Annotated in this window: 25 protein-coding genes; 8 read left to right on the top strand and 17 right to left on the bottom strand. The window is 58.8% G+C overall.

The window, feature by feature from the left end; genetic code table 11:
- Nucleotide 1: 1 nt before the first annotated feature.
- A complete protein-coding gene (locus tag GKG34_RS00570) occupies nucleotides 2-1981 on the bottom strand; it encodes a DHH family phosphoesterase (RefSeq protein ID WP_242959357.1) in 1980 nt (659 codons plus the stop codon).
- Between the two features lie 46 nt (nucleotides 1982-2027).
- Nucleotides 2028-3854 (bottom strand): ribonuclease J, encoded by a 1827-nt coding sequence (locus tag GKG34_RS00565; protein ID WP_154255358.1) that lies wholly within the window; start codon nucleotides 3852-3854, stop codon nucleotides 2028-2030.
- Between the two features lie 399 nt (nucleotides 3855-4253).
- On the opposite strand from GKG34_RS00565, the gene rnhA reads away from it, so the two are divergent.
- Both rnhA and GKG34_RS00555 read left to right on the top strand, forming a co-directional pair.
- On the top strand, nucleotides 4254-4718 hold the full coding sequence (gene rnhA / locus GKG34_RS00560; protein WP_005939979.1) for a ribonuclease HI: 465 nt from the start codon (nucleotides 4254-4256) through the stop codon (nucleotides 4716-4718).
- Complete coding sequence (locus tag GKG34_RS00555) at nucleotides 4715-5245, top strand: hypothetical protein (protein WP_154255357.1); 531 nt, start codon at nucleotides 4715-4717, stop codon at nucleotides 5243-5245. The genes rnhA and GKG34_RS00555 overlap by 4 nt, the downstream gene beginning before the upstream one ends.
- 318 nt (nucleotides 5246-5563) lie before the next feature.
- Here the strand turns inward: GKG34_RS00555 and mgsA are convergent, their stop codons facing one another.
- From mgsA to GKG34_RS00510, 9 genes are all read right to left on the bottom strand, one after another.
- Complete coding sequence (gene mgsA, locus GKG34_RS00550) at nucleotides 5564-5968, bottom strand: methylglyoxal synthase (protein ID WP_005939970.1); 405 nt, start codon at nucleotides 5966-5968, stop codon at nucleotides 5564-5566.
- A gap of 193 nt (nucleotides 5969-6161) precedes the next feature.
- On the bottom strand, nucleotides 6162-8465 hold the full coding sequence (locus GKG34_RS00545; protein WP_154255356.1) for a penicillin-binding transpeptidase domain-containing protein: 2304 nt from the start codon (nucleotides 8463-8465) through the stop codon (nucleotides 6162-6164).
- 19 nt (nucleotides 8466-8484) lie between these two features.
- Nucleotides 8485-9018, bottom strand: a complete 534-nt coding sequence (mreD, locus tag GKG34_RS00540) for a rod shape-determining protein MreD (protein ID WP_097781950.1) — start codon at nucleotides 9016-9018, stop codon at nucleotides 8485-8487.
- Nucleotides 9019-9032: 14 nt separating this feature from the next.
- Nucleotides 9033-9863, bottom strand: coding sequence for a rod shape-determining protein MreC (mreC, locus tag GKG34_RS00535; RefSeq protein ID WP_101956484.1), 831 nt, complete (start codon nucleotides 9861-9863; stop codon nucleotides 9033-9035).
- 149 nt (nucleotides 9864-10012) lie between these two features.
- The gene (locus GKG34_RS00530; RefSeq protein ID WP_005939954.1) at nucleotides 10013-11035 is read right to left on the bottom strand and encodes a rod shape-determining protein; all 1023 of its coding nucleotides are present in this window, start codon (nucleotides 11033-11035) and stop codon (nucleotides 10013-10015) included.
- 160 nt (nucleotides 11036-11195) lie between these two features.
- Nucleotides 11196-11750, bottom strand: a complete 555-nt coding sequence (locus tag GKG34_RS00525; RefSeq protein ID WP_154255355.1) for a Maf family protein — start codon at nucleotides 11748-11750, stop codon at nucleotides 11196-11198.
- A gap of 9 nt (nucleotides 11751-11759) precedes the next feature.
- On the bottom strand, nucleotides 11760-12206 hold the full coding sequence (gene dut / locus GKG34_RS00520) for a dUTP diphosphatase (protein ID WP_005939948.1): 447 nt from the start codon (nucleotides 12204-12206) through the stop codon (nucleotides 11760-11762).
- Nucleotides 12207-12307: 101 nt separating this feature from the next.
- A complete protein-coding gene (locus GKG34_RS00515) occupies nucleotides 12308-14383 on the bottom strand; it encodes a U32 family peptidase (RefSeq protein WP_154255354.1) in 2076 nt (691 codons plus the stop codon).
- Nucleotides 14384-14408: 25 nt separating this feature from the next.
- The gene (locus GKG34_RS00510; RefSeq protein ID WP_120079461.1) at nucleotides 14409-14840 is read right to left on the bottom strand and encodes a cell division protein ZapA; all 432 of its coding nucleotides are present in this window, start codon (nucleotides 14838-14840) and stop codon (nucleotides 14409-14411) included.
- A gap of 426 nt (nucleotides 14841-15266) precedes the next feature.
- On the opposite strand from GKG34_RS00510, the gene GKG34_RS00505 reads away from it, so the two are divergent.
- The 6 genes from GKG34_RS00505 to GKG34_RS00480 all read left to right on the top strand — a co-directional run bounded on the left by GKG34_RS00505 (nucleotide 15267) and on the right by GKG34_RS00480 (nucleotide 22082).
- Nucleotides 15267-17672: a glycogen/starch/alpha-glucan phosphorylase gene (locus GKG34_RS00505; protein WP_154255353.1), complete on the top strand. Its 2406-nt coding sequence runs from the start codon at nucleotides 15267-15269 to the stop codon at nucleotides 17670-17672.
- Nucleotides 17673-17747: 75 nt separating this feature from the next.
- Nucleotides 17748-19604, top strand: coding sequence for a glycoside hydrolase family 13 protein (locus GKG34_RS00500; RefSeq protein WP_154255352.1), 1857 nt, complete (start codon nucleotides 17748-17750; stop codon nucleotides 19602-19604).
- Nucleotides 19605-19861: 257 nt separating this feature from the next.
- Nucleotides 19862-20311 carry an NfeD family protein gene (locus GKG34_RS00495; RefSeq protein ID WP_154255351.1) on the top strand — a complete coding sequence of 150 codons (450 nt, stop codon included), beginning with the start codon at nucleotides 19862-19864 and terminating at the stop codon, nucleotides 20309-20311.
- Nucleotides 20312-20361: 50 nt separating this feature from the next.
- Nucleotides 20362-21267 (top strand): SPFH domain-containing protein, encoded by a 906-nt coding sequence (locus tag GKG34_RS00490; RefSeq protein WP_005939926.1) that lies wholly within the window; start codon nucleotides 20362-20364, stop codon nucleotides 21265-21267.
- Between the two features lie 76 nt (nucleotides 21268-21343).
- The gene (locus GKG34_RS00485; RefSeq protein WP_005939922.1) at nucleotides 21344-21823 is read left to right on the top strand and encodes a YhcH/YjgK/YiaL family protein; all 480 of its coding nucleotides are present in this window, start codon (nucleotides 21344-21346) and stop codon (nucleotides 21821-21823) included.
- Nucleotides 21824-21842: 19 nt separating this feature from the next.
- Nucleotides 21843-22082: a hypothetical protein gene (locus GKG34_RS00480; RefSeq protein ID WP_154255350.1), complete on the top strand. Its 240-nt coding sequence runs from the start codon at nucleotides 21843-21845 to the stop codon at nucleotides 22080-22082.
- Nucleotides 22083-22141: 59 nt separating this feature from the next.
- On the opposite strand, the gene GKG34_RS15600 is transcribed toward GKG34_RS00480, so the two are convergent.
- From GKG34_RS15600 to dapF, 6 genes are all read right to left on the bottom strand, one after another.
- The gene (locus tag GKG34_RS15600) at nucleotides 22142-22300 is read right to left on the bottom strand and encodes a hypothetical protein (protein ID WP_005939916.1); all 159 of its coding nucleotides are present in this window, start codon (nucleotides 22298-22300) and stop codon (nucleotides 22142-22144) included.
- A 1-nt stretch (nucleotide 22301) separates the two neighbouring features.
- The gene (locus GKG34_RS00475; RefSeq protein ID WP_154255349.1) at nucleotides 22302-22946 is read right to left on the bottom strand and encodes an ABC-2 transporter permease; all 645 of its coding nucleotides are present in this window, start codon (nucleotides 22944-22946) and stop codon (nucleotides 22302-22304) included.
- Nucleotides 22943-23788 (bottom strand): ABC transporter ATP-binding protein, encoded by an 846-nt coding sequence (locus GKG34_RS00470; protein ID WP_154255348.1) that lies wholly within the window; start codon nucleotides 23786-23788, stop codon nucleotides 22943-22945. Before GKG34_RS00470 ends, GKG34_RS00475 begins: the two co-directional genes overlap by 4 nt.
- 2 nt (nucleotides 23789-23790) lie before the next feature.
- The gene (locus GKG34_RS00465; RefSeq protein WP_343214684.1) at nucleotides 23791-24210 is read right to left on the bottom strand and encodes a GntR family transcriptional regulator; all 420 of its coding nucleotides are present in this window, start codon (nucleotides 24208-24210) and stop codon (nucleotides 23791-23793) included.
- An 83-nt stretch (nucleotides 24211-24293) separates the two neighbouring features.
- On the bottom strand, nucleotides 24294-25481 hold the full coding sequence (locus GKG34_RS00460; RefSeq protein WP_154255347.1) for an LL-diaminopimelate aminotransferase: 1188 nt from the start codon (nucleotides 25479-25481) through the stop codon (nucleotides 24294-24296).
- 182 nt (nucleotides 25482-25663) lie between these two features.
- Complete coding sequence (gene dapF, locus GKG34_RS00455) at nucleotides 25664-26503, bottom strand: diaminopimelate epimerase (protein ID WP_097781960.1); 840 nt, start codon at nucleotides 26501-26503, stop codon at nucleotides 25664-25666.
- Between the last annotated feature and the right edge of the window lie 39 nt (nucleotides 26504-26542).

Here is a 26542-nt window from a genome sequence, read left to right as displayed (position 1 = left end):
TTTATTTTCCTTCTACATCGCCCTTTTTCTGCGATGCATAGTATTTGTCGATGGCACCTTCGATGCGGGCACGGGCTGCTTCCGGCGTGATATGCTTGAGCTGTGCTGCTGCCATGGTCTGGTGGCCGCCGCCGCCCAAAGATTCCATGATCACCTGCACGTTCACGGCACCCAGACTGCGGGCCGAGATGTTCACGCCTGTGCCCACCTGCACTGCCACAAAGCTGGCATCCACGCCCTGAATGGTCAGCAGATCGTTTGCCGCCTGTGCAATGGCCACGCGGGCTTCCGGTGCCACCTCGCCGCTGACGGAGATCGCGCAATTTTTGTACATGCGTGCTTTTTCCACCAGATCTGCCTTGGCATTGTACTCCACCATGGTCACATCGAACAGTTGGCGCACCCGCTCCGTCTCCGCGCCATAGCGGCGCAGCGCAGCGGCGGCTTCAAAGGTACGCACACCGGTGTGCAGGGTAAAATCGCGGGTATCCAGCATGATGCCGGACAAAAGGCCCTCGGCCTCCACACGGTTGGGCTTGTCGTCGCGCTCGCCCACGTACTGCAAAAGCTCCGTGACCAGCTCACTGGCCGAGGAAGAATACGGCTCATGGCAGACCAACGCCGGGTTCTCGATGTAGCCCACGCCCTTGCGGTGGTGGTCGATCACAGCTACCTTGCCGCATTTTTCCAGAATATCCTTGCTTTCCACAAGGCCCACCTGATATGTATCCACCACAATGCACAAGGTGCGCTTGGAGATGATGGGCAGTGCGTCCTTCGGGTCGATAAAGTCGTCCTTCTGGCCTGCACGGCACAATGCATCGATCAGGCTGCCCGCAAGGGTAGCGTCACGCCGCACCGCGATCACCGCCGGGACATCGCATATTTTGCAGATGCGCAGCACGCCCTCGGCGGAGCCGATGGCATCCAGATCGCTCATGCGGTGGCCCATGATGACCACATGGTCGGCTTCCTTGATCAGCTTTACCAGCTGATCGGCCACGATGCGGCTGCGCACCTTGCTGCGCTTTTCCACGCCGTGGCTCACGCCGCCGTAGAACGTAAAGCCGTCCGGTGTCATTTCAGCGGCCTGATCGCCGCCGCGGCCCTGCGCCATATCCAGCGCCTGCACGGCCATATCCTGGGCTTCCCGCAGGGTCTTGGCCCCGCGGCCAATGCCGATGGACAGCGAAAGGTTCACGCTGGGATCCAGCGCACGGATCTTGTCCAGCACATCGTAGCCGCGGTTGGCGAACTGCTCCATCTGGCGCTCTTCCACCACAGCGATATAGCGGCCGCTGGCCACACGGCGCAAAAAGCCGCTGCCCCGGCCGATCATATCCTCCAGCGTGCGGTTGATGCCTTCCAGCAGGCGGGCACGCTCGCTGTCCAGCATGTCACCGAACACATCGTCGTAGCCGTCCACCAGAAACACCAGATAGCCCGGACGGCTGGCTTTGTATTCCGCCTCCACCTTGCGCAGGGCGGTTTCCTCGTTCAGCACCAGCAGGGTCATGCTCTCCGCATCGCCGGGCACCGTGGAGCTGTGTACGCTCCACATGCCGTCCGCGAGGGTCAGCAGCTGGCCCTCCTGCTTGCGGCACTGCTGCAGATCAAGGCCGGGCAGCACCTTCTGCACGCGGCTCACCAGCGCATCCTGCCCGTTCAACAGGCGGGTGCGGAACTGTGCATTGTACCACAGCACCGTCTCACCGGAAAGCAGCGCGGCCGGCTGAGAGAGCGGCTCCAGACTGAACTGCAGCTTGGAGCCTTCAAAGCTGCCACCGCACATCCACCGGGCCACCCACTTGCGCAGCTGGCAGCGGAACAGCACCACCACAACGCCCCACAGCACCACCAGTGCCAGCAGCGCCGGCCATGCCGTGGGCCGCTGGATCAGCAGCACCAGCACCAGCAGGCCGCACAGCACGGCCAGACTGGCGGTGAGCATCTCCAATGTCCATCTTGGTTTTTGTTTCATCAAATCTCCTGCCTTCCGCCGCATTGTTTGCGGCAGCGTGCCCGGATCAGACCTCCATCAGGATGGGAAGGATCATCGGGCTGCGCTTGGTGCGCCGATAGATATAGCTGCTCAGTGCCTCGCGCACGCGGGTCTTGACGCTGTTCCAGTCGCGCACATGTTCATCCACGCAGCGGTCCAGCGCATTTTCCACGATGCTCTGTGCACCGTCCATCAGGCTCTCATTCTCGCGCACATACACAAAGCCGCGGCTCACAAGGTCCGGGCCGGCCAGCACCTTGCCGGTCTTGCTGTCCACGGTGGCCACAATGATCACCAGACCGTCCTCGGACAGGTGCTTGCGGTCGCGCAGGACCACATTTCCCACATCGCCCACGCCCAGACCGTCCACCATGACGGCACCGGCAGTCACCGGCTCGCCCAGCTTCATCTCATCCTGACTGAGGACGACATTGGAGCCATTCTCCGCAATGAGGATGTTGCTGGTGGGGATGCCGAGGCTTGCAGCGGTGAGGGCATGCTTTTTGAGCTGCTTGTACTCGCCGTGCACCGGCAGGAAATACTTGGGCTTCGTCAGGGTGAGCATGAGCTTCTGTTCTTCCTGACAGGCGTGGCCGGAAACATGCACATCGTACATGCTCTCGTAAATGACCTCTGCACCCAGCAGCAGCAGACCGTTGACGATCTTGGTCACGCTCTTCTCGTTGCCGGGAATGGGATTTGCCGAAATGATAATGAAGTCGCCGGGGCCCACGCGCACCTGACGGTGGCTGCAGGATGCCATACGGGAAAGGGCACTCAAGGGTTCGCCCTGGCTGCCGGTGGTAATGAGCACTACCTGCTCCGGAGGATACTGGTTCAGCTCATCCACGCTGATGAGGGTGCCCTCCGGGATGTGCATATAGCCCAGCTCCTGCGCCATGGCGGTGTTGTTCACCATGCTGCGGCCGCTGAATGCCACCTTGCGGCCATCCTCCACGGCCAGATCGATGATCTGCTGCACGCGGTAGATGTTGGAAGCAAAGGTGGCAATGATGATCCGCTTGTTGCGGGCACGGGCGAACAGATTGCGCACGCCTGCAGCCACCTTCTGCTCGGTGGCGGTAAAGCCCGGACGCTCGGAGTTGGTGGAATCGCTCAGCAGGGCCAGCACGCCGCGCTGACCGTACTCGGCCAGCGTGGACAGGTCGGTGACGCCGCAGGCCAGCGGAGTGTAATCGATCTTGAAGTCGCCGGTCTGGATGATGGTGCCAGCCGGGCTGTCGATGGCAAAGGCCACCGCATCCGGGATAGAGTGGTTCACATGGATGGGCTCAATGGTAAAGCAGCCCAGCTTGATCTTCTGTCTGGGGGTGATCTCCACGAACTTGGTCTTGCCTGCCAGACCGAACTCCTCCAGCTTGTTGCGGATCAGGCCGCAGGTCAGGCGGGTGCCATAGATGGGCAGGTCAAGTTTCTGCAGCAGATACGGGATGCTGCCGATGTGGTCTTCGTGGCCGTGGGTGATGAGCAGGCCCTTGATCTTATCCTTGTTCTGCACCACAAAGGTGAAGTCCGGGATGACCATGTCCACGCCGTACATGTCGCTGTCCGGGAACACAAGGCCGCAGTCCACGATGATCATGTCGCCGTTGCACTCGTACACGGTCATGTTCTTGCCCACTTCGCCCAGACCGCCCAGCGGGTAGATGTGGATAGGCACAGCGGCCTCTCTGGGCTGCTGCGGGCGGCGGGGCCGACGGTTATAATAAGGGCGGCGGGTGGTGCGGGGGCGCTTTTCGCCCGTCTGCGCGGCGGGTGCGCCGGTGCTCTGAGCAGCAGCTGTTGCCTTGCTGCGTGCGGAATTATTGGTATTTTCTTTCGACTGTGCCATTCTGACCTCCAAAATAATTACAGCGCAGGCCGTCCCCGCTTGTGGGAACAGCCGCGCTGTGCATGGGAAGCACCTTGAAAAATCGCATCGGCTTCCGTTGGATGCACCGTATAGAATTTATTTCTCAGCGTGTTTTTTGCAAACCGCTGCCTGTTCCGTAAGAGGTTTTGTGCCAGATAGGTCCATCTGCTCGATGCGACCGTGGCTTTTCTGTTGGAACGCCCGGGCACACGCCTGCGGTGCGCCCCTATACGCATTTTGTTAGGATAAGTATAGTATTTCCCGGCGTTTTTGTCAATTCCAAGGTTTGGCAGCTCCGGCACGGAATATACATTCGCACTTGACAGAAGCCGGAAAATAGCGCTAAATAGAAGCAACTCATTTTAGAAGGAGAACCGCATGAAGCAGGTCGAAGTGTACACCGACGGCGCATGCAGCGGCAATCCCGGCCCGGGCGGCTGGGGTGCCGTGCTGCGCTACCGTTTTAACGGCAAAGTTTACGAGAAAGAGCTGAGCGGCGGCGACGACAGCACCACCAACAACCGCATGGAGCTGACAGCCTTTATCGAAGCACTGCGCCAGCTCAAGGAGCCGTGCGAGGTACGGCTGTGCTCCGACAGCCAGTATGTCATCAACGGGCTTCAGAAGGGCTGGGCCAAAAACTGGCAGCGCCGGGGCTGGAAAAAAGCAGATGGCTCCCCTGCCCTGAACCCGGACCTCTGGGCACAGGCACTGGAGCAGGAAGCCCGGCACAAGATCACCTATGTCTGGGTCAAGGGCCACGCAGGCCACCCGGAGAACGAACGCTGCGACCAGCTGGCCGTGGCCCAAAGCAAAGCACATGGCGGGAGGCAGGGAACATGAGCGACACATTTTTGCCCGGCAGTGGGTTCGACACCTACGAGAGTCAGGATAAGGTTCTGGTGCAGATGGACGGCAGCAGAGAATGCGCCGTAGCTGTGCGCATTTTACAGCAGCAGGGCTTTGCCGTGGCGGGCGCTGCCGTGCGGCTGGCAGCAGAACAGACCGCCGATGCGGAAAACTCCAAAAAGGCAGCAGAGGCCCTTGGCATCGAGTGCATCGTGCTGAACGCCGAAGCACTGGCCGGGCAGGACGCAGACGTTCTGGGCGAAGGCGGCACGCCGCTGTTTGCCGCCCTGCTGACGGCTGCAGACAAGCTTGGGATGCAATATGTGGCAACCACTCACCGTGCCCGGGTGGAGACCGGTGCAGACGGCGTGCACACCGTCTGCCCGCCCGCAGGCACCGGCAGTGATGACAGCACGATTCTTGCAGCTCTGCCGCAGGAAACGCTGGCACGGCTGATCTTGCCGCTGGGCGATTTTGCCCCGGAAGATGTGGCGGAGATGGCCGAGGATTTTAAAGTTTAACCGTACGTTTCAAATGGCCTCCGTTGCACTCTGGCCATATTCAGCGGAAACATTATTTTTATATTAGAATTCCGGAAAATCCGCAGATTTTCCGGAATTCTTTTTTTACAGGCAAGGCCGCTGCGGCACACGGCATCTGCTGTTTTTGCTTCCTGCGGAAACAGCCGCACGGCGGCAGAAATGCATTCTGCGGTTCGGACCCCATTCCCGTGAAAATGAAAATCGGGAACATCCGCAGATGTTCCCGATTTTCGCATTATCAATATAATTTCCGCTGAATATGGCGCAGCACACGCGGAGCCATTCCAAATCGTTTTGTCAGTTCTGGGGATGCACGATATCGCGCCAATCCAGATCGCCGCGCTCCAAGCCGTGGATCAGTACCTCGGCAGTGGCAATGTTGGTGGCCATGGGGATGTTGTGCACATCGCACAGGCGCAGCAGCGTCATTTCGTTGGGTTCGCTGGGCTTTGCGTTGATGGGATCACGGAAGAACAGCAACAGGTCGATCTCATTGCAGGCGATGCGGGATGCGATCTGCTGGTCGCCGCCCTGCACACCGGCCAGAAAGCGTTGCACCTGTAAGCCGGTAGCTTCTGCGATCAGTTTACCGGTGGTGCCGGTGGCCACCAATTTATGCTGGCTCAGGATACGGCAGTAAGCCGTACAAAACTGAACCATCAGCTCCTTTTTGGAGTCATGTGCAATGAGTGCGATCGTCATCCGTTACCCTCTCCTCTTTCTTCACGATGCGGACCCACTTGTAAAAAGTCCTTCGGTTGAAATGATATCACAAAATCCAATCTTTTACAACCGGTTTTTATACAAAACATTCAATTTTGTTTTCTTTTCAGGGATGTTTCCATTCAAAACCCCGCTGCAGTGCCCTTTCCCGTGTCGGTTTTGTCTCCCGTTTTCAGTTCTCCGGCGCAATGGCATCAGGGTTCTGCTCGGTGTCTGCGGCGGGCTGTTGCTCGTCCTGCACGGCAGGCTGGGCTTCCCCTTCTGCTGCCGTTTCCGGCGCAGCGGTGTCTGCGGCGGGTGTCATCTGTGCAGGCTGGGCTGCGGCATTGCCGGTGGTCTGGCCTGCAGCGGCCTGCGCTGGGTCAGTGGTCTGCGCCTGATCTTCCTGCTGGGCCTGCTCGGCTTCCTTTTCCGCTTCGGCCTGCTGGGCAAGGCTGCCATCCTTCAGGGCAAAATAGGCATTTGCAATATCCACCACCAGATCACCGGTACGGGCACCATAGCCTCCGTACTCAATGCTAATGCCAATGGCGATCTGCGGATCATCCGCCGGGAGGTAAGCCACCATCATGGCGTTCAGATAGTGCTTGCCGGGCGCATAGGTCTCGCTGCGCTGAGGTGTACCGGTCTTGCAGGCGATCGGCACCGGATAGCTGGAAATTTTGCCGCTGATGGTGCTGGGCACCTGCTTCATGCCCTGCCGCACCAGCTCAAAGGTGTTACCGGTGCCTTCGATCACATCCATGACCTCGGGCTTGGTCTCGCTGAGCACCTCGCCGGTGTTGGTGTCCAGAATGGCCTTGACGAAATGGGTGCGGTAACGGGTGCCGTTGTTGGCCAGCGTTGCCGCGTAGGTAGCCAGCTGGATGGGCGAGACCACCGTGTTGCCCTGACCGATGGCGGCCTGCACATCCAGCGATGCCGTATAGTTGGAGTCGCTCTTGGTGGTCAGACGGCCCACGGCCTCGCTCACCTCCACACCGGTGCGCTGGCCAAGACCCAGCTTGTAGGCATAGGCATCGTACACATCGCTGGTCAGGCGGCGGCCAACATCATAGAAGAAGATGTTGCAGCTCCACTTGATGGCCGTTACCACATCGATGTTGCCGCTGTGGCCATGGCGGGTACAGCGGGGGTGGTAATCCTTGAAGTAGTTGTACACGCCGTTGCAGTAAACGGTAGAATACTGGTTGATGAGGCCGCTGTCCAGTGCGGCCACCGCCACGGCGGGCTTGAAGGTAGAACCCGGCGTATACAGGCCCTGCAATGCGCGGTTGAACAGCGGCAGGCTCGGGTCGGAGCTGTACTCGCTGTAGTTAGCAGCATACAGGTTCTGGTCATAGCTGGGATAGTTGGAAGCAGCCAGCACACTGCCGTCCTTCACGTCCAGCACCACCACCGCACCGGCGGCAGCTTTCATGGTGCCGGTATTGTACACGCGGTTGATCATATCAATGTTGTCCGCCAGTGCCTTGTCCACGGCACGCTGGAAGTTGCTGTCAATGGTCAGCTGCACGGTATGGCCCGGCTCCGGCACAGTGGTGAGCTTTGTATCCACGATCACGCCGTCCGAATTGCGGGTGATGGTCTCCACGCCGTCCTTGCCGCGCAGCTCGTCCTCATAAACGGATTCCAGACCAGAAATGCCCAGAACATCGTTCATGTTATAGCCTTTTTCCCGCAGCGGATAGGTCACCTGACCGTTGGAATCGGTCACCTTCCACTTTTCCGCCGTGATCTTGCCCACACGGCCCAGCACCGCCGGGATGATATCGCTCTGGTCGTAGCTGCGGGCGCTGGTCTCCACGATCTCCACACCCGGCAGCTGCAGGCTGTGCTCCTTGATGGTGGCCACCGCGAGGGTGCTCACGTTCTCCGCCATGACAAAATTGTTCACATTGGAGAACGCCTGCCGGTCCATCTCGTAGTGGATGCCGGCCAGCACACGCTGCCATTCCGGCGAAAAATCCTGCAGATCGTTCTTTTCCACCAGCATTTCCATTACATCGTTGGCGGTGGCGTACTGCTGCAGACCAAGCGTTTCCTTCATGTCTGCCAGCTGCTTCTGGTCGCTGGTGGACGTGTCATCGTCCGTAAAGGCGTAATTGCCTGCTGCGTCCGCCTGACCGATCAGCAGCGTATCATTCCAGCTCTCGCCATTCGCACGCAGCAGCTCCACGATCTGCTGCAGCATGGTGTCCAGATCCCGGTCGCCCATCAGCAGTTTGTTGAGGACCACATTGTAGCTGGTGGTTGTGGTGGCAATGCGCCGCCCGGCGCTGTCCACGATATCGCCGCGGGCCGCCGTGACCGTAAAGTTATAGTCGGTGGTATTGGTGGCCTTGGCCTTGAAGTCGTCGCCGTTGACCAGCTGCAGAAAGATCAGCCGCATCACGTACAGGCCCATGATAACACATGCCACTGCAATGAGCAGGATCATCCGGCGCGCAACGGTTTTTCGTTCGTTTTGGTTCATCCGCGTTTCCTCCGGCGGTTCAGACTACGCCGTTGTCGATTTTGAATGCGCTGTAAATGTGCCGCACCAGACTGAACAGCACCAGCGACGGCACCAGCGTCATCATGGCCGAAGGCAGCACAAAGGTCAGCCAGCGGCTCAGCGCCCAGCTGTAGCCGGGCATGTAGTAGAAGAACAGCCAGTCCAGCGAGAGTACCACAAGGGCCGTGCCGGTGCTGATGAGCGCAAAGTTCCATGTGCTGCCCTGCAGATACACCTGAACCAGCACCGAAAGCGCAAAGCAGAGCAACAGCAGTTCCAGCGCCAGCATACCCACGGTGCGCCCGGCGGTGTAGTCCCACAAAAGGCCGCTCACGGCACCAAACAGCGCACCTGCAAACTCGCCTTCATACACGGCCACAGCCAGACACAGCGGCAGAATGAACAGCGGCTTTGCCTGCCCCAGCTGGAGCAGGCCGGGGGTCGTCTGCAGTGCCGCGCACACAAACAGTGCCACCGCGTAGCAGACCCATTTCAGGATCTGGCTGCAGCTGCGCATGCGGCGTGATTCCATACAAATGCGCCCCCTTAATAGTCGGTAATAACGAATACGTGCTTGACCGTGCGCGGGTCTGCACCCGGGCGCACCACTGCAATGGAAGATTTGCCGCTGACTTCCGGCTCCACCTTCTGCACGGTTCCCACCAGCAGATCCGGCGGGAACACTCCTCCAAGACCGGTGGTGATCACCTGATCGCCCATCTTCGTCTCAGTGGCGCGTTCCAAATTGGTCAGCACGCACAGGCCGTCACCGGCATAATCGGTGCTGCCATTGATAATGCCGTTTTCCCGCGTGCGGGATACCACGCCCGCAGCGCTGAAGCTGGGGTGCAGAATGGTCATCACCTTGCAGCTGGTGGTGTCGGCTTCCACCACCATGCCGATCAGATAGCCCTTATCGCTGATCACGGCATCGTTCACGGCTGCGCCGTTCACCGTGCCGCAGTCCAGCGTAAAGCCTCCGAACTCATCCAGCGGGTCGCGGCCGATCACAAAGGCAGAAATATAGCTTGCTTCGGTGTTGGAATCCTGAATGCGGGCCAGTGCCTTGTAGGCTTCGTTCTCCGCCTTGATGCGGTCATAGTCCACTATCTGCTGGCGCAGCTCAGCATTCTCCGCTTCCAGCTGTTCGTTCTGTTCCATGACCTCATCGATGCTGGTGTATTTTTCCCACACCGAGCCAATGCCGCCGCTCAGTGCCGATGTGACCTTCTGGAGCGGCATCAGCACCACGCCCAGCAGTTCCTGCGGGGCAGCAGTCAGTCGTCCGTTGGCACCGGCATAGGCCATGATGCCCACCAGAAACACCGCCACGGCTACCAGTATCTTAAATTTCCATGTGTCAAAAAAATCCTTCAAGGGAGTACCCTCCTGTTTCGGGTGGATGCCATGCCATAAGAAAAGCGCGGACAGCCCTGCCATCCGCGCAAGAGACATTGTTTGCAGCGGAAATCAGCGCAGACGCTGCGCAAAAGAGCCTTTTTCCGCAAGTGTGGGCCTTGCCCGTGTTACATGTGGCCGCCGTCGGTGTCCAGCACGTCATGCAGGACATCCACATGATCCAGCACCGCACCGGCACCCTTAGCCACGCAGTCCAGCGGGTCTTCCGCAATGTGTACGTCGATGCCGGTCTCGCTTTGGATCAGCTGATCCAGACCGCGCAGCAGTGCGCCGCCGCCGGTCAGGGTGATGCCGCGGTCGATGATATCCGCACTCAGCTCCGGCGGGGTGCGCTCCAGCGTTTCCTTGATGGCGCTGGTGATCTTGACCAGGCATTCCAGCAGAGCTTCGCGCACATCCTCAGAGTGGACGACGATGTTCTTGGGCAGGCCGTCCACGAGGTTACGGCCCTTGATCTCCATGGTCATTTCGGGGTCCAGCGCATAGGCGGAGCCGATCTCGATCTTGATCTGCTCTGCGGTGCGCTCACCGATCAGCAGGTTGTACTTGCGCTTGATGAAGGCGATGATGGCCTGATCGAACATATCACCTGCCATGCGCACGCTGCGGGAGGCCACGATGCCGCCCAGAGAGATCACAGCGATCTCAGCCGTGCCGCCGCCGATATCCACGATCATGCTGCCGGTAGGCTCGCTGATGGGCAGGCCCGCACCGATGGCTGCTGCCATGGGTTCCTCAATGACGGACACCTGACGGGCACCGGCCTTCAGGGTAGCTTCGCGCACAGCGCGGCGCTCCACCTCGGTAACGCCGGACGGGATGCAGATGACCACGCGGGGGCGGGAGAACATGCTGTTGCCGCATGCCTTCTTGAGGAAATTTTCCAGCATGTTGGTGGTGATGTCAAAGTCAGCGATCACGCCATCCTTCAGCGGACGCACAGCCACGATGCTGCCGGGGGTACGGCCAATGACAGCCTTTGCCTCGGCACCCACACAGCGCACCTCGTCGGTCTTGGTATCCACAGCCACGACCGAAGGCTCCCGCATGATGATGCCCTTGCCCTTCATATATACCAGAGTATTTGCGGTACCCAGATCGATACCTACATCTTTAGAAAACAGGCCCATTGTAAAAATTCTCCTTATGCTTCCCATTTTATCTATAGCGCCAGAACATCCGGCAGCCCTTTTGTGCCGCCTTTGCGCAGAATAACACGGTTCTATTATAGCCGCAAGGCAATGATTTCTCAAGCGTTTGCGCAAGTTTTCTTCGTTTTTTCCAGTTTTATCACACAAAATGTGCCAGCAGCTGTACGGTGCGGCTCACCGGCAGACCCATGATGGTGTAGTAGTCGCCCTCAATACGGTCCAGCCAGAGGGCCGCCCGTCCCTGAATGGCATAGGCACCAGCTTTATCGTAGGGTTCGGCGGTGGAAGCGTAGAAGTCGATCTCCTCTTCACCCAGCGGGAAGAAGGTAACGCGGCAGCTGTCCACAAAGCTTTCAGTGCGCGCACCGTCCGAGATGCACACGCCGGTGTGCACCTCGTGGGTGGCACCGGAAAGGGCGCGCAGCATCCGCTTTGCGTCCTCTTCGCTGTGGGGCTTGCCGAACACCTCGCCGTTCACATCCACCACCGTATCACAGCCGATGACCACAGCGCCCGGGTGCTGGGCCGAAACAGTAAGGCACTTGCCTCGGGCCAGCTGTTCCACCAGATGGGCAGGCGTAGCGGCCTGCACCGCACTTTCGTCAAAGTCACTGACGCAGACGGTGAAATTGGTGGTATATAAGGAGAGCAGCTCCCGCCTGCGCGGGCTGCCGGAAGCTAAGATCAGGTTCATGATTCCATCTCACTTTCCGGTAGAGCCAAAGCCGCCCTCGCCGCGCTGGGTATCGCCCAGCTCTTCGGCAGGCACAAAGGCAGCGGTGTACACCGGTGCGATGCACAGCTGGGCCACACGCTCACCGGGCTGAATGGTGTAGGCTTCCCTGCCCAGATTGACCATGGGCACCTTCAGCTCGCCGCGGTAATCGCTGTCCACCACGCCCACGCCGTTGGCCATGCACAGGCCGTGCTTGATGGAAAGGCCGCTGCGGGCGTACACCAGTGCCACGCTGTGGGGGCCGGGCAGCTCGATGGCAAGGCCGGTGGGCACCAGTGCCCGCTCCATGGGGGCAAGGGTGAGCGGCGCGTCCAGTACGGCGCACAGGTCGGCGGCAGCAGAGCCGGGGGTTGCGTAAGAGGGCACCTTGGCACGGGTGTCCAATACCTTATATTTTACTGTGATGGGTTCCATAGTATACCTCGTTTTGATTTTATAGCAGCTCCTTCAGTCTCGCATACGCTCGACAGCTCCCTCAGGGAGGCGGCATTGCGTCAGCAATGACGGAAGGAGTTTCAGTTTGTACCTTTAAAATACAACCCACGGGTAAAATCACCTTCAAAGGGTGCATGGGTGCGGATCATCTCCAGAATTTTGGCCGCTTCCTCCCGGCTTTCCAGCGTGAAGTAAGCCACACCGTAGTCCACCGTCAAAGCGCCCGGCTTATCCCCCATATAAATAGGTACAGGGTTATAGATGGTGCGCACACCAAGGCCGCACCGCACTGGGAACTTCTTGGCCTTGCGGTCGGTCAGCACGCCGGTCTTGTCGCAGTGGGCGCAGTCGTGGACGTTCTGCAGCGGGCAGGCACGGGTGATCATCAGCGGCATATGGCCGTACACCAGCACGCCGGTGGGCACCGGCCTGCCGTTATGGGTGGGCGCAATGGTGCTGATGTCGCTGTCCTTCACCTCGGGCAGGATGAGCATGGAGCCAAGGCCGTTGTCCGCGTAGAACTGCGCGGCCAGCTGGTTCGTGATGTTCAGGCCAAAGCTTCCGCTCATGGGCAGGCCCCTGCACAGGCGCAGGTGGGCGATATTGCTCACCTCATAGCCTGCAAAACCGGCATCCTGAGTGGCCGCGATGCGGCGGGCGGTATCCTCTTCCAGCTTGCCAAACATGACCCGGGGCAGTTCCAAAAGGGTCTTTGCCCGCCATTCCCGGGGCACGCGGTCGGCCTGCGCAATGGGCAGGATGAGATACTCGATGCCGTCAAGCGCCCGCTCCGGCACCTGCTCCCAGCTCTCAAACCGGGCACGCAGGGTACGGTGGGGCGGCAGGGTGCGCAGCGGCAGGGCAGGCACATGCTCCTCGGTGGTGGGCCACGGGCGCAACACTTCCCGCTTTTTGAGCAGGGCATCCAGCGCTTCGCGGCGCAGCTCGTTCACCGCACCGCCCGGGATAAACCACGGCCCACCGTCCATTTCCACGGTAATATCCTGATCTTCCACCGCAAAAGGCGTGCCGCCGGTCTTGGCAAGGCTGCGGTGCAGGCTTGCGGTGGGATCAGTACGGGCAGGCTGCGGCTCTGCATCCCCATAGGCAAAGGCCTTGCTGCCGTCTGCATCGGTGACAGTGAGCTTTTCGCCACCCTCTTCAATTTCCAGCTTCATCTTTACCGGCACGCGGCTGCGCTCACGGCGGTAAAGCTCCCGCAGCATGGGCAGGGTCTTTTTGGTCTGCTCTGCGTCTGCTTCGCTGCGCACGCCGAACATGGTGCCGTCGATTTTTCCATCCAGATAGCCGGAGGTGAAGCCGGAACGGCTGAAAGCATTCTTCAACAGGTCGCGGTCGTAGGCGCGGCCCTCGCGGCCTGCAAGACAGGCGCTGACTGCCGCCGCCACATACTCCGGCGTGCGCAGACGGCCCTCGATTTTTGCCGATGCCACGCCAAGCGCCTGCAGTTTGTCCAGCTTATCAATGACCGAATTATCCTTTAAGGACAGGTGGTGCAGGCGGCCCGGCTTGCCCTCCGGCAGGGCATTTGCCTCAAACGGCAGGCGGCACGGGCCGGCACAGGAACCGCGGTTGCCGCTGCGTCCGCCCAGAAAGGCCGACATGTAGCACTGGCCGCTGACGCACATGCACAGCGCGCCGTGCACGAAGCACTCGGTCTCGATGCCGCAGTGCTTTGTGATATGCTCCACCTCGGGCATGCTCAGCTCACGGGCCAGCACCACGCGGGTGAAGCCCAGCTCCTTGAGCTCCAGCGCACCCTGCAGGCTGTGCACGCTCATCTGGGTGGAGCCGTGGCGCGGCAGCTGCGGTGCAATTTTACCGATCAGCGTTGCCACTGCCAGATCCTGACAGATGACCGCATCGGCACCGCTGGCTGCAACGGCACGGATGGCCTGTTCCAGCGCGGGCAGCTCGCCGCCATAGACGGTGGTGTTCAGCGCCACATGCACAGCCACGCCCCGCGCATGGCAGAAGGCGACCGCATCTTTCAGCGTATCCGCGTTAAAATTGTTGGCACTGGTGCGGGCATTGAAACCCGAAAAACCCAGATACACTGCGTCGGCACCGCTGAATACAGCGGCACGCAGCATTTCTTCGTTGCCCACCGGGGCAAGGATCTCGATCTTTGACATACTTCTCCTTTATCCTGTAAACGGCTTATTCCGCCTTGTCCGCTTCGCCCTCGGCAGCAGACTGCTGTACCGCCTGCTGGGCGCGCTCCTCGCGCCGGGCTTCCTTATTGCGCATTTTTTCTAGCTGTTCGCGCAGGGCGGCAGCTTCCCGCCGCAGCACCTCATTCTCTGCTTTGACCTTATCTTCCGCCAGCTTTGCGCGGGTAGCATCCGCAATGTAATCCTGGATCTGGCTGCGCATATTCTCAGCACTGCCGGTGCTCTTGCGGTATTCGTCCAGATAATCCATGGCGCAGAACACCGCCGCCTTCGTCACCGAAAGATTCGCATTATCGTCCAAAAGCTTGGTGATGTCTTCATCCAGCTTTTTCGCCAGCGACAAAATATATTTTTCCGGGTCCGTCGTAGCAATGGCATACGGCGTACCTGCAATGTTCACCCGTACCTTGTTGACCATATCTGTTTCCCCTTTTTATCCTTTTCTGCCCGCAGCGGGCAGTGATCTTCTGATTTTTGCCGGGAAACGGTACCGTTCCCGGTACCGTTTTTGTGTCTTGTCACCCGCCGGGCGAGTTACCCGGCACATTTCTCCCGGAGTTTGTCCCCGAAAATGTTTCGGAACACAGCTTTCTCTCCCTATTATAATATAAATAAGCATCAAGAAAAAGTGTATTTTTTGAAATTTTGGCATATTTATCAGAAAGTTCAATAAAAAAATGTCAGTTACGGAAAAAATCCCCTGATTCCTTGCATTTGTCATTCTGCCATATTATAATATCTTTGTTATGTTGGCGGCAGAGCAAGTGAGGGAAAGTGCCTGCAGGCGCCAATTATTTCAATTATTTTAGCAAAGCTGAAAACTTATGCGGATAGGAGTACCTTTATGACATCGAAAGAATTCGGTAAACTTCTTCAGGACAAGCTCACCAGCGAGTACGGCGTGGAGCTGAGCGTTGCTTCCAACCAGCAGATCTACCGCTCTCTGGCTCTGATCTGCCGCCAGATGATGAGTGAGAACCACAAGAAGTTCCAGTCCAAGGCCATTGGCACCGGCACCAAGCAGGTGTATTACCTGTGCATGGAGTTCCTGATGGGCCGCAGCCTGAAGACCAGCCTGCTGAACCTGGGTCTGGACGAGGTGGCAAAAAAGGCCCTGTCCGACGCTGATATCAACATTGACAGCATCTTTGAGGAAGAGCCGGATGCAGGTCTGGGCAACGGCGGTCTGGGCCGTCTGGCTGCCTGCTATCTGGACGGCATGGCCACCACCGGCATCTGCGGCACCGGCTACTCCATCCTGTACGAGTACGGCATCTTCAAGCAGAAGATCGTGGACGGCTGGCAGCAGGAGCGTGCCGACAACTGGCTGCCCGGCGGTCAGGTCTGGCTGAAGAGCCACCCCGATCAGGCTGTGGAAGTGCGCTTTGACGGCGAGATCCACGAGAACTGGGACAACGGCTTCCACTATATCCAGCACACCAACTACAACAGCGTCATGGCTGTTCCCTCTGATATGTATGTGCAGGGCTACGACGGCAAGGGCGTTGCAAAGCTGCGCCTGTGGCAGGCAAAGGCCCCGGACTTTGATATGTCCAGCTTCTCTCTGGGCAACTACAACACTGCAATGAGCAAGAACGCCAATGCAGAGCTGATCTCCAAGGTGCTGTACCCCAACGATAACCATGTTGAGGGCAAGATCCTGCGCCTGCGCCAGCAGTACTTCCTGTCTGCCGCATCCATCGGCGATATCGTCCAGAACCACCTGTCCAGCTATGCGACCCTCGAGAACCTGCCCGACAAGGTGGCCATCCAGCTGAACGACACCCACCCCACCCTCGCCATCCCCGAGATGATGCGCATTCTGCTGGATGAGTGCGGCTTTGGCTGGGACAAGGCATTCGACATCTGCCAGAAGGTCTTCTCCTACACCAACCACACCGTCATGGCTGAGGCTCTGGAAAAGTGGAACGTGGATATCTTCAAGATGACCCTGCCCCGCATCTACCAGATCGTGGTGGAGATGGACCGCCGCGCCCGCGCAGAGCTGGAGAAGGTCTTCCCCGGCGACAAGGGCAAGATCGACTATATGGCACTGATCGGCGACAATCAGGTGCGCATGGCAAACATCTGCGCCTACACCGCCAACAGCATCAACGGCGTGTCCAAGCTGCACAGCCAGATCATCAAGGACAGCGTCTTCCACGATTACTACCTGTTCAAGCCGCAGGCCTTCAAGAACGTGACCAACGGCATCGCTTACCGCCGCTGGCTGCTGGCCTCTAACCCCGGCCTGTGCAAGCTGCTGGACGAGACCATCGGCGACGGCTACAAGCATGATGCTTCCGATCTGTCCAAGCTGAACAAGTTTGAGAACGACAAGACCGTTCTCAAGCAGCTGAACGCCATCAAGCTGGAAAACAAGAAGAACTTTGCCAACTATCTGTCCAAGAGCACCGGTCAGGTCATCGACCCGAACTCCATCTTTGACTGTCAGGTCAAGCGTATGCACGAGTATAAGCGCCAGCACCTGAACGCGCTGAACATCGCTGCTCAGTACCTGTACCTGAAGGAGAACCCCAACGCCGACTTCATCCCCAAAACCTATATCTTCGGTGCAAAGGCTGCTCCCGGCTACTACATGGCAAAGCAGATGATCCGCATGATCTGCAAGCTGGGCGACCTCATCAACAATGACCCCGCTGTGCGCGACAAGCTGCGCGTGGTCTATCTGGAAGAGTACTGCGTCTCTCTGAGCGAGCACCTGATGCCCGCTGCCGAGGTCTCTGAGCAGATCTCTCTGGCAGGCACCGAGGCTTCCGGTACCGGCAACATGAAGTTCATGCTGAACGGCGCTATCACTCTGGGCACTCTGGACGGCGCAAACGTGGAGATCGCAGACGCTGCCGGCAAGGAGAACGAGCTGATCTTCGGTATGCTGACCCCCGAGGTGAACAACCTCAAGCAGGTGGGCTACCACCCCAACGCCTTTATCACGGGCGACGACGTGGCCAACTACACCCTGAACTTCCTGGAGCGCGGCTGGAACGGCGAGAACTTCCACGAAGTGACCGAGAACCTGCGCACCAGCGACCCGTACATGGTCATGGCCGACTTCAAGGATTACCGCCGTGCACAGGCCGACCTGCAGAAGCTGTATGGCGACCGTGAGAAGTGGGCACAGATGAGCCTGAAGAACACCGCCAACAGCGGCATCTTCAGCGCCGACCGCGCCGTGCTGGACTACGCACGCGACATCTGGTACGCTTCCCCGGTGCCCATGGGCAAGTAATTTTCCCTTAAAAAATCCATCTGCCCCGGCGGCGTTTGGCCCGCCGGGGCTTTTTTGAGAAAGGACGACCCTGCTTTGTCTTGTCTGTTCAATAGCTACGACCCCTATTTCAAGCAGCCCTTTGGCGCACTGCGGGCCGGTCAGACCGTACGCCTGACCCTTTGCATCCCGGAAGAGCTGGGCTATGTCGATCCTCATCTGGTGCTCCAGAAGGAGGGAAAATATGACGTGCCGGTGCACTACCGCATGAAGTTCGACGGCCAGACCCCCCAGCAGAACCACTTTTCCGTGGAGCTGCCGCTGAACGACCCGGGCCTGTACTTCTACTACTTCGACCTCTACACCGACTTCCGCCGCATCTACCGCGGGCCGGACAACTGCGGCGTTGTCAGCTGGCAGGAAGGCGAAAAGTGGCAAATCACCGTCTACGATGCCGGTTTCCAGACCCCGGAGTGCATCAAGGGCAAGGTGTTCTATCAGATCTTCCCGGACCGGTTCTGCGAGGGCATTGAGAACAAGCCCATGCCTTTCCCGGACCGGCTGTATCAGGCCGACAAACACGCCGAACCCTTCTGGCAGCCCAACGAGACCGGCGGCCATCTGAACGAGGACTATTTCGGCGGCGACTTGGAAGGCATCCGCATCAAGCTGCCCTATCTGCGGGAGATGGGGGTGGATTACCTTTACCTCAACCCCATCTTTGAGGCGCACTCCAACCACCGCTACAACACCGCCGACTATCTCAACGTAGACCCGCTGCTGGGCACCAACGAGGAGTTCGAGGTGCTCTGCCGCGAGGCCGCTAAGTACGGCATTGGCATCGTGCTGGACGGTGTGTTCAGCCACACCGGTTCCGACAGCCGCTATTTCAACCGCGAAGGCCGCTATGGTGACGGCGGTGCTTACCGCGACCCCAACTCCCCCTACCGCAGCTGGTACGATTTTGACCCCAAGTATAAGGGCGGCTACCGCAGCTGGTGGGGCTTCGAGACCCTGCCCGAGGTGAACGAAGAGACCCCCTCCTATGTGGAGTTCATCACCGGCGAGGGCGGTGTCATTGACACATGGCTGCGGCGCGGTGCCGCAGGCTTCCGTCTGGATGTGGCCGACGAGCTGCCGGACGACTTTATTGAAAAGATTCGCGCCGCTGTCAAGCGGGTCAGCCCGGAGAAATTCCTGCTGGGCGAGGTGTGGGAGGATGCCACCACCAAATACGGCTTTGGCCAGCGCCGCACCTATCTGCTGGGCAAGGGGCTGGACAGCGTGATGAATTACCCCTTCAAGAACGCTGTGCTGGACTTTGTAAAGGGTAAGCCCGCCGAGCAGGCCATGGGCGAAATTCTGTCCATCTGTGAGCACTACCCCGCCCCTGCCATGGACACTGCGCTGAACTTTCTCTCCACCCACGACACCGAACGCGCCCTCACCGTGATCGCGGACGAGCCCGCCAACGGCCGTGGCCGCGAGTGGCAGAGCGGCCGCTGTGTGACCGGCGAAGCCTACGAGGAGGGGATGCTGCGCCTGCGCATGGCCTATGCCATCATCTACACACTGCCCGGCGTGCCCTGCCTGTACTACGGTGACGAGATCGGGATGCAGGGCTACCGCGACCCCTTCAACCGTGCCTTCTTCTGCTGGGACAGCCACGAAAAGCGCCTGAAGCCGGTGCTTGCTCAGCTGGCGCAGCTGCGCCACACCTGCGAGGCCTTCCGCACCGGTGAGCTGCGGGTGCTCCGGGCGCAGGACGGCATCCTGCACTACCAGCGCGTAGGCGAAGCGGAAACCGCCGAGGTCATCGTGAACCGCTCGGAGCACATCATCGTGGAGCCGCTGGCTTCCGGCAAGCACACGGAGGTGAACCCCATGGGCTTTACCATCGTGGTGGAGGAGAACGGGCATAACCCGAACCACAGCTATTACGATATCCAGTAAAAACGATTTGAATGCCCGCCGCGTTCGCTCTGGGCACATTCAGAGGAATTTTTATCTTTTATTTTCGCAACAACGGGCAGCCTGCGGGCCGCCCGTTGTTGCATTTTCACACAAAGGGCCGTATCCGCAAACTACATCTTGCACTGCTTTTCATTTATTTTGTTCTTTATTTCGTTTTCTGCGCAACGTTCCAGCAAAAAACGCTTGACCTTCCACCCGGGGGATACTCTATAATAGGGGCATAAGGAGGGAGAACCATGAATTCTGTTCCATTTCTCTGGCTGGCTGCCGTGGTGGGCTTTTTGCTGTTGGAGGCTTCCACCTTCAGCATGACCTCCGTCTGGTTCGCCGTCGGCGCAGCTGCCGCCCTGCTCACCTGCCTGTTCACGGATTCGTTCCGGGCGCAGGCCCTGGTGTTCATCGTGGTAAGCATTCTGTGCCTGCTGGCGTTCCGGCCGCTGGCTGCAAAACTGCGCCAGAAAATCACCCCCACCAATGGCGACCGAAACCTTGGCCGGGAGGCCACCGTGCTGACCACCGTCACCGCCGACCTGCCGGGCCGTGTGCGACTGGACGGCGTGGACTGGAATGCCCGCTGCGCCACTCCCGGCGACATTCTCACCCCCGGGCAGCGCTGCCGTGTGACCGAACTGCACAGCACCCTGCTCATCGTGGAGCCCGTATTGACCGAAAGCCGCAGAGCGTGATCTGCGTTCTGCGCTGAAACGTTGCACCCATCTGAAAAAGGAGAACCACTATGGTCATGTTTTTTCTGATCCTCGCGCTGGTCTTTGTCGTCCTGCTGGTGATCATCACCAATATCGTCATCGTGCCCCAGTCCAAGGTGTATGTCGTTGAGCGGCTGGGCAGCTACTCCGACACATGGTCGGCAGGCCTGCACATTAAGATTCCCTTCATCGAGCGCATCGCCAAAAAGGTGAGCCTGAAGGAGCAGGTGGCAGACTTTCCCCCTCAGCCGGTCATCACCCGCGATAACGTTACCATGCAAATCGATACCGTGGTGTTCTTTCAGGTGATGGATGCCAAGCTCTACACCTACGGTGTCAACCAGCCCATTGCGGCAATCGAAAGCCTGTCCGCCACCACCCTGCGCAACATCATCGGCGAAATGGAGCTGGACCACACCCTGACCAGCCGCGATGTCATCAACGGCAAGATCACCGCCATCCTGGACGAAGCCACCGACAAGTGGGGCATCAAGGTGAACCGCGTGGAGGTGAAGAACATCATCCCGCCGCGTGAAATTCAGGAAGCCATGGAGAAACAGATGAAGGCTGAGCGCGAGAAGCGCGCCGTCATCCTGAAAGCCGACGGTGAAAAGCAGGCCGCCATTACCGCCGCTGAGGGCGAAAAGGAAGCCGCCATCCTGCGCGCGGATGCTGTGAAGCAGCAGCGCATTCTGGAAGCCGAGGGCGAAGCACAGGCCATTCTGGCCGTGCAGAAGGCCAACGCCGACGCCATCCGCCTGTTGAACGAGGCCATGCCCAGCGATAAGGTTCTGGCCATCCGCAGTCTGGAAGCTCTGGCCAAGGTGGCCAACGGCAAGGCAACCAAGATCATCATTCCTTCGGAGCTTCAGAATCTGGGCGGCGTGGTGCCCAGCATCAAAGAGCTGATGACCGACCCGAAGGACGCAGAATAAAATTTAAAATTCCGGTTCACCGTCTGTGCTATATGCAGGCGGTGAACCTTGTTTTGCACGATAAAGGAGTTCTTCTATGATCTATGATACCCTGAACAACCTGCCCAACTATCTGGGCGTGAGCGACAACCTCGACACCGTCATTGAGTATATCATGGCGCGGGACATCACCACCCTGCCCGCCGGACGCACCCGCATCGACGGCGAAAAGGCTGTGGTCACTGTGAGCACCGTCACACCGCTGACTTCCGATAAAGCGCTGTTCCAGCGCCACGACAACCACATCACGCTGGAGACCGATCTGGACGGCAGCGAGCTGTTTGAGGTGAGCCTTGCAGAGCTGACTCCGACAAAGCCCACCGACGAAGCCACCGACACCACCGTGGGTACCGCAGGCACCAGCATTGCCGGAATGCTGTGCGAGGGGCGGTTTGCCCTGTATCTGGCCGGAGAGCCCTATAAATCCGGCCTGAAGGCGCAGGGCTGCGGCAAACTGAAGAAAGCCGTGTTCAGCATCGAGCTGGACCCGGACGAAGAGGACGAGACCGAGGAATAAGCCGAGAGAGGGCATTTATATGGGATTTTTTGCTGTACTGGCTGCAAGCCTGTTTGCCGTGTTCCTCTTTACCGTGTTCGGCGGCTATTCGCTTCTGCTCTGGTGTCAGCAGTCTCTGTGGATGGTGGTTCCGCCTGCGGTGGTGCTGGCTGTTCTGGTGTGGACGTTCCTGAAAATGGACGACAAGATCACCGCTCTGCAAAAGCGGGTGGAGGAGCTGGAAGCCGCACAGAAAAACGCCGAAAAGCCCGAAAAATAAATACAGCGCCGCCCTTGCCGGAGAAGATTTCCCGGCAGGGGCGGCGCATTTTTTACAACTTACTTTTTATCCTGTGGGTCATCCAATCCTTTGAACATCACCATGCCCAGAATTGCAAAGCTGGCGCCCAGCACAAAACCGACCGTTCCAAGTGTCACGCTGAACAAAACGCCCATGGCAACGCCGAACAGGATACCCGCGATTTGACTTTTCTTCATTTTACTGCTCCGCCTTTCCGTACCATGCAACGGACAGCCGCCAAGAGAGGGAGTACAGCCCCAGAACGATCAGTACAATGCCCAGCAGAGCCAGTGGCGGAACGCCCTGCGGCAGAAGGTTCCGGGCCAGGCCGTCCTCATTGGCGTACATGCCAAACCCCATCAGAGCCGCAACCAGGCCGACCATAAGATAAAACGCATATTTTGCCTTTTCGTAGCCAAAACGGTAATTCAACGGCAGCAGAACGGCACTGTTCAGCAGCGTTGTCATGCCTACCTGCACCAGCGTGGAAACCACAAGCGCATGGTCCACAGCTGTCCAGTGCAGGCTTGCCACGCCAAGGGCTGCGGCGGCGAAGAGTTCCGCCAGCACCAGCCCGCACAGACCAACGATGTATTTGCTGCCCACCAGCTGCTCTTTTGTGACCGGAAGCGCGGCACTGTATTCGCTGAATTTGCTGGCCTGATCATAGGCCAGCAGGGTCATGGGCATCATGCCCATCAGAAAGCCCGCATATACAATAAAGAAATTGGCCCCATTCATGATGGTAACCACGCCTGCGCCCATCATGACCACGGCGGCCACAATGACACCTTTGGCATAGTGCCATATCTGATAAGCATCCTTTAGCAGCAAGCCTTTCATTCTGCACACTCCCCTTTCACCATCAGTACAAACAATTCCTCAATGCTCACCGGGGTAAGCTCTGCCCCGGCAGGCAGGGCGTCCCGGCGCACAAGCGCCTCTGCCCCGTAGGGGGTGACCCGCTTGCCGTACACCCGTACATCCAGTGCCGCCAGCTGCGCCACCGTGCCGTGCCACAAGGCATATTCTTCCCGCAGAGCATCTTTTTCTTCGCACAGCAGCAGTCTGCCCTTGTGCAGGAAGGCGATGGTATCGCACAGCTTTTCCAAGTCGCTGACGATGTGGGAGGAGATAAGGATGGAGTGTTCCTCATCCCGGGCAAAATCCAGCAGCATGTCTGTCACCTCGTCCCGCACCACCGGGTCCAGCCCATTGGTGGCTTCATCCAGCAGCAGCAGCTTCGGGTGGTGGGAAAGCGCCACCGCAATGCACAGCTTCCTCTGCATTCCAGCGGAGTAATCCTTATACTTTTTGTCCGGCGGCAGGTCAAATTTCCGGCAAAACGCCGTGTAGTCACCAGCGTCCCAGTTGCGGTAGATGCCCGCCATCACCTTGCCCACCTCCACAGCGTTCAGGCACAGGGGAATGCCATCACTGCCCAGCACCACACCGATTTCTTCCTTGGTGTGTACAAGGTCGGTGCGGCTGTCCCTGCCAAGAATCGTCACGGTGCCGCCGTCCCGCTGCACCATGTCCAGAATCAATTTGATGGTGGTGCTTTTGCCTGCGCCGTTTTCACCGATCAGGCCGCAGATGGTGCCGCCGGGCAGTGTCAGATCCAGCGGTCCGAGGGTAAAGTCCTTATAGTGCTTTGTAAGTCCCCGCAGTTCCAGTGCGTTCATGTTCAGCCCTCCCACAGCAGTTCCAGCATCTCCCGCAGCTCTTCCCTGCTCAGCCCGCAGGATGCGGACAGCTTCACAGCTTCGGTAAGGTGCGCTTCAATTTTTTTCAGGTTCTCTTCCCGCAGCAGCTCGGTGTTTTTAGGGGCTACAAAAAAGCCCTTTGCCGGTACTGCGTAAAGGAAGCCCTCTTTTTCCAGTTCATCGTAGGCACGCTTTGTGGTAATGACGCTGATGCGCAGATCCCGTGCCAGCCCCCGGATGGAGGGCATGGCCTCGTCCGGCTGCAAAGCCCCGCTGATGATCTGCTGCTTGATCTGGTTGTAGATCTGGTCATAGATAGGCGCGCCGCTTTTGTTGTTGATAAACAGTTCCATCGGCTGCTCCTTTGGCTCTTGTGTTTTGTCTGTATATGCACAGTATATACAGCAAATACGGATTTGTCAAGAGAATGCGCAAAAAAATACACCCGCCGTCCAAACCGGACAGCAGGTGCATTTTTTAGGTTTTACAGTGCCTTGATGGCGGTCTTGATGCGCTCGGCGGCCATCTTGGTCTTTTCGGCGTCACCGAAAGCGGTCAGGCGGAAGTAGCCCTCGCCGCACTCGCCGAAGCCCACGCCCGGGGTACCGACCACGCCGCAGTTTTCCAGCAGCCAGTCGAAGAACTCCCAACTCTTCATGTTACCGGGGCAGCGCAGCCAGATGTAGGGGCTGTTCTTGCCGCCGCAGTACCACACGCCGCACTCATCCAGTGCGTCCGCGATGACCTTGGCATTCTTGCGGTAGTAGTCCAAATTCTGCTGGATCTCGGCCATGCCGCTCTCGGTGAACACCGCAGCTGCAGCGCGCTGCACCACGTAAGGCACACCGTTGAACTTGGTGGTCTGGCGGCGCAGCCACAGCTTATTGATGTTCATTCCCTCGCGCTCCAGCTCCTTGGGCACCACAGTGTAGCCGCAGCGGGTGCCGGTGAAGCCTGCGATCTTGGAGAAAGAGCAGATCTCAATGGCACACTCCCGTGCACCCTCGATCTCGAAGATGCTGCGGGCGAGGTTCTCGTCGGAGATGAAGCACTCGTATGCAGCATCGTACAGGATGATGGCATTGTTCTTCTTGGCGTAGTCCACCCATGCCTTGAGCTGGTCGCGGGTGTAGGCGGCACCGGTGGGGTTATTGGGGCTGCAGATATAGATGATGTCAGCCTTCACATTCTCATCCGGCATTCCCAGGAAGCCGTTCTCCTGACTGGTGCGGCTGTAGATGATCTTGCGGCCATCGGTCACGTTATCGTCCACGTAGGTGGGATAAACGGGGTCCGGCACCAGCACGGTGTTGTCCACATCGAACAGGCCCAGTACGTTGGCCAGATCGCTCTTTGCACCATCAGAGATGAAAATTTCATCCTCTGCCAGCTGGGTGCCGCGGCCTGCGTAGTAGCCCTGAATGGCCTGCTTGAGGAAGGGGTAGCCCTGCTCCGGGCCATAGCCGTGGAAGCCTTCCTTGGTGCCCATCTCATCGGCTGCATCGTGCATGGCCTTGACCACACACTTTGCCAGCGGCTGGGTCACATCGCCAATGCCCAGACGGATGATCTCCTTCTCCGGGTGTGCCTCCTGATAAGCGGCCACCTTGTGGGCAATGTCCACAAACAGGTAGCTTGCCTTCAGCTCGTTATAGTGTTTGTTCATCTTCATAGTACTTTCCCTCGCTTCTGTTTTGGTATGACCCTCTCAGTCATCTCGCGTCCGCTCGATGCCAGCTCCCCCGAGTGGGGGAGCTTTTTTGTTGTGAAGAAAAACTTTTCCTCTTGATGTGGAAAAGCTCGCCCTTCGGGAGAGCTGTCGCCGTCAGGCGACTGAGAGGGTTTTCGTTTTCCTTACACTTCTGTCGTGCCCTCGCACACGGTCTCGGCGGCGCCGGTCATCAGCAGCTGTCTGCCGGGCAACACCCGGATGGTCAGCACACCGCCGCGCAGCTGCACATGGATGTCCTCGCCTGCCGGGCAGATGCCAAGCTCGGTCAGAGCCGCCACGGTGGCGCAGGTGCCGGTGCCGCAGGCCCATGTCTCGCCGCTGCCGCGCTCCCACACCCGCATCTTCAGGTGGGTGGCATCCACCACCTGCACGAACTCGGTGTTGATGCGCTCCGGGAAGTTTGCGTGGTGCTCAAAGGCCGGACCGATCTCTTCCAGCTTCAGGCTGTCCACATCCTCCACCACGGTCACACAGTGGGGGTTGCCCACACTGATGCAGGTCACATGCCACGTTTTGCCGTCCGCGGTCAGTTCTTTGTCCACAAGCGGTTCTTCGCCCATGTTCACAGCAGGCAGGCTGGCAGGCATGGCACTGTAAGCGCCCATCTCCACCTGCCACAGGCCAGCACCCTTGTGGGTGACGGTCTTCAGGCCGCTGAGGGTATCAATGGCAAGGGTCTCTTTGGCAATGCCGTGGGTGTACAGCCATTCAGCCACGCAGCGGATGCCGTTGCCGCACATCCTGCCCTCACTGCCGTCGGCGTTGAAAATGCGCATCATGCCGTCCGCACCCGCTGTCTGCGCAGCGCAGATGCAGATGATGCCGTCCGCACCAATGGAAAAATGCCGCCGGGACAATTTTTCGGAAAGGGCTGCAATGTTCTCCGGCACACCGCTTTTGCGGCAGTCCAGATAGATATAATCGTTAGCGCAGCCCTGCATTTTGGTAAATGAAAGCTTCATGCTCAAAACTCCTTCATGGGACTTGTGGTCAGTCCCTAT

Source organism: Faecalibacterium sp. BIOML-A4, assembly GCF_009679665.1.
Classification (GTDB): Bacteria; Bacillota; Clostridia; order Oscillospirales; family Ruminococcaceae; genus Faecalibacterium; species Faecalibacterium taiwanense.
This window is presented reverse-complemented; position numbering and strand designations above follow the sequence as displayed.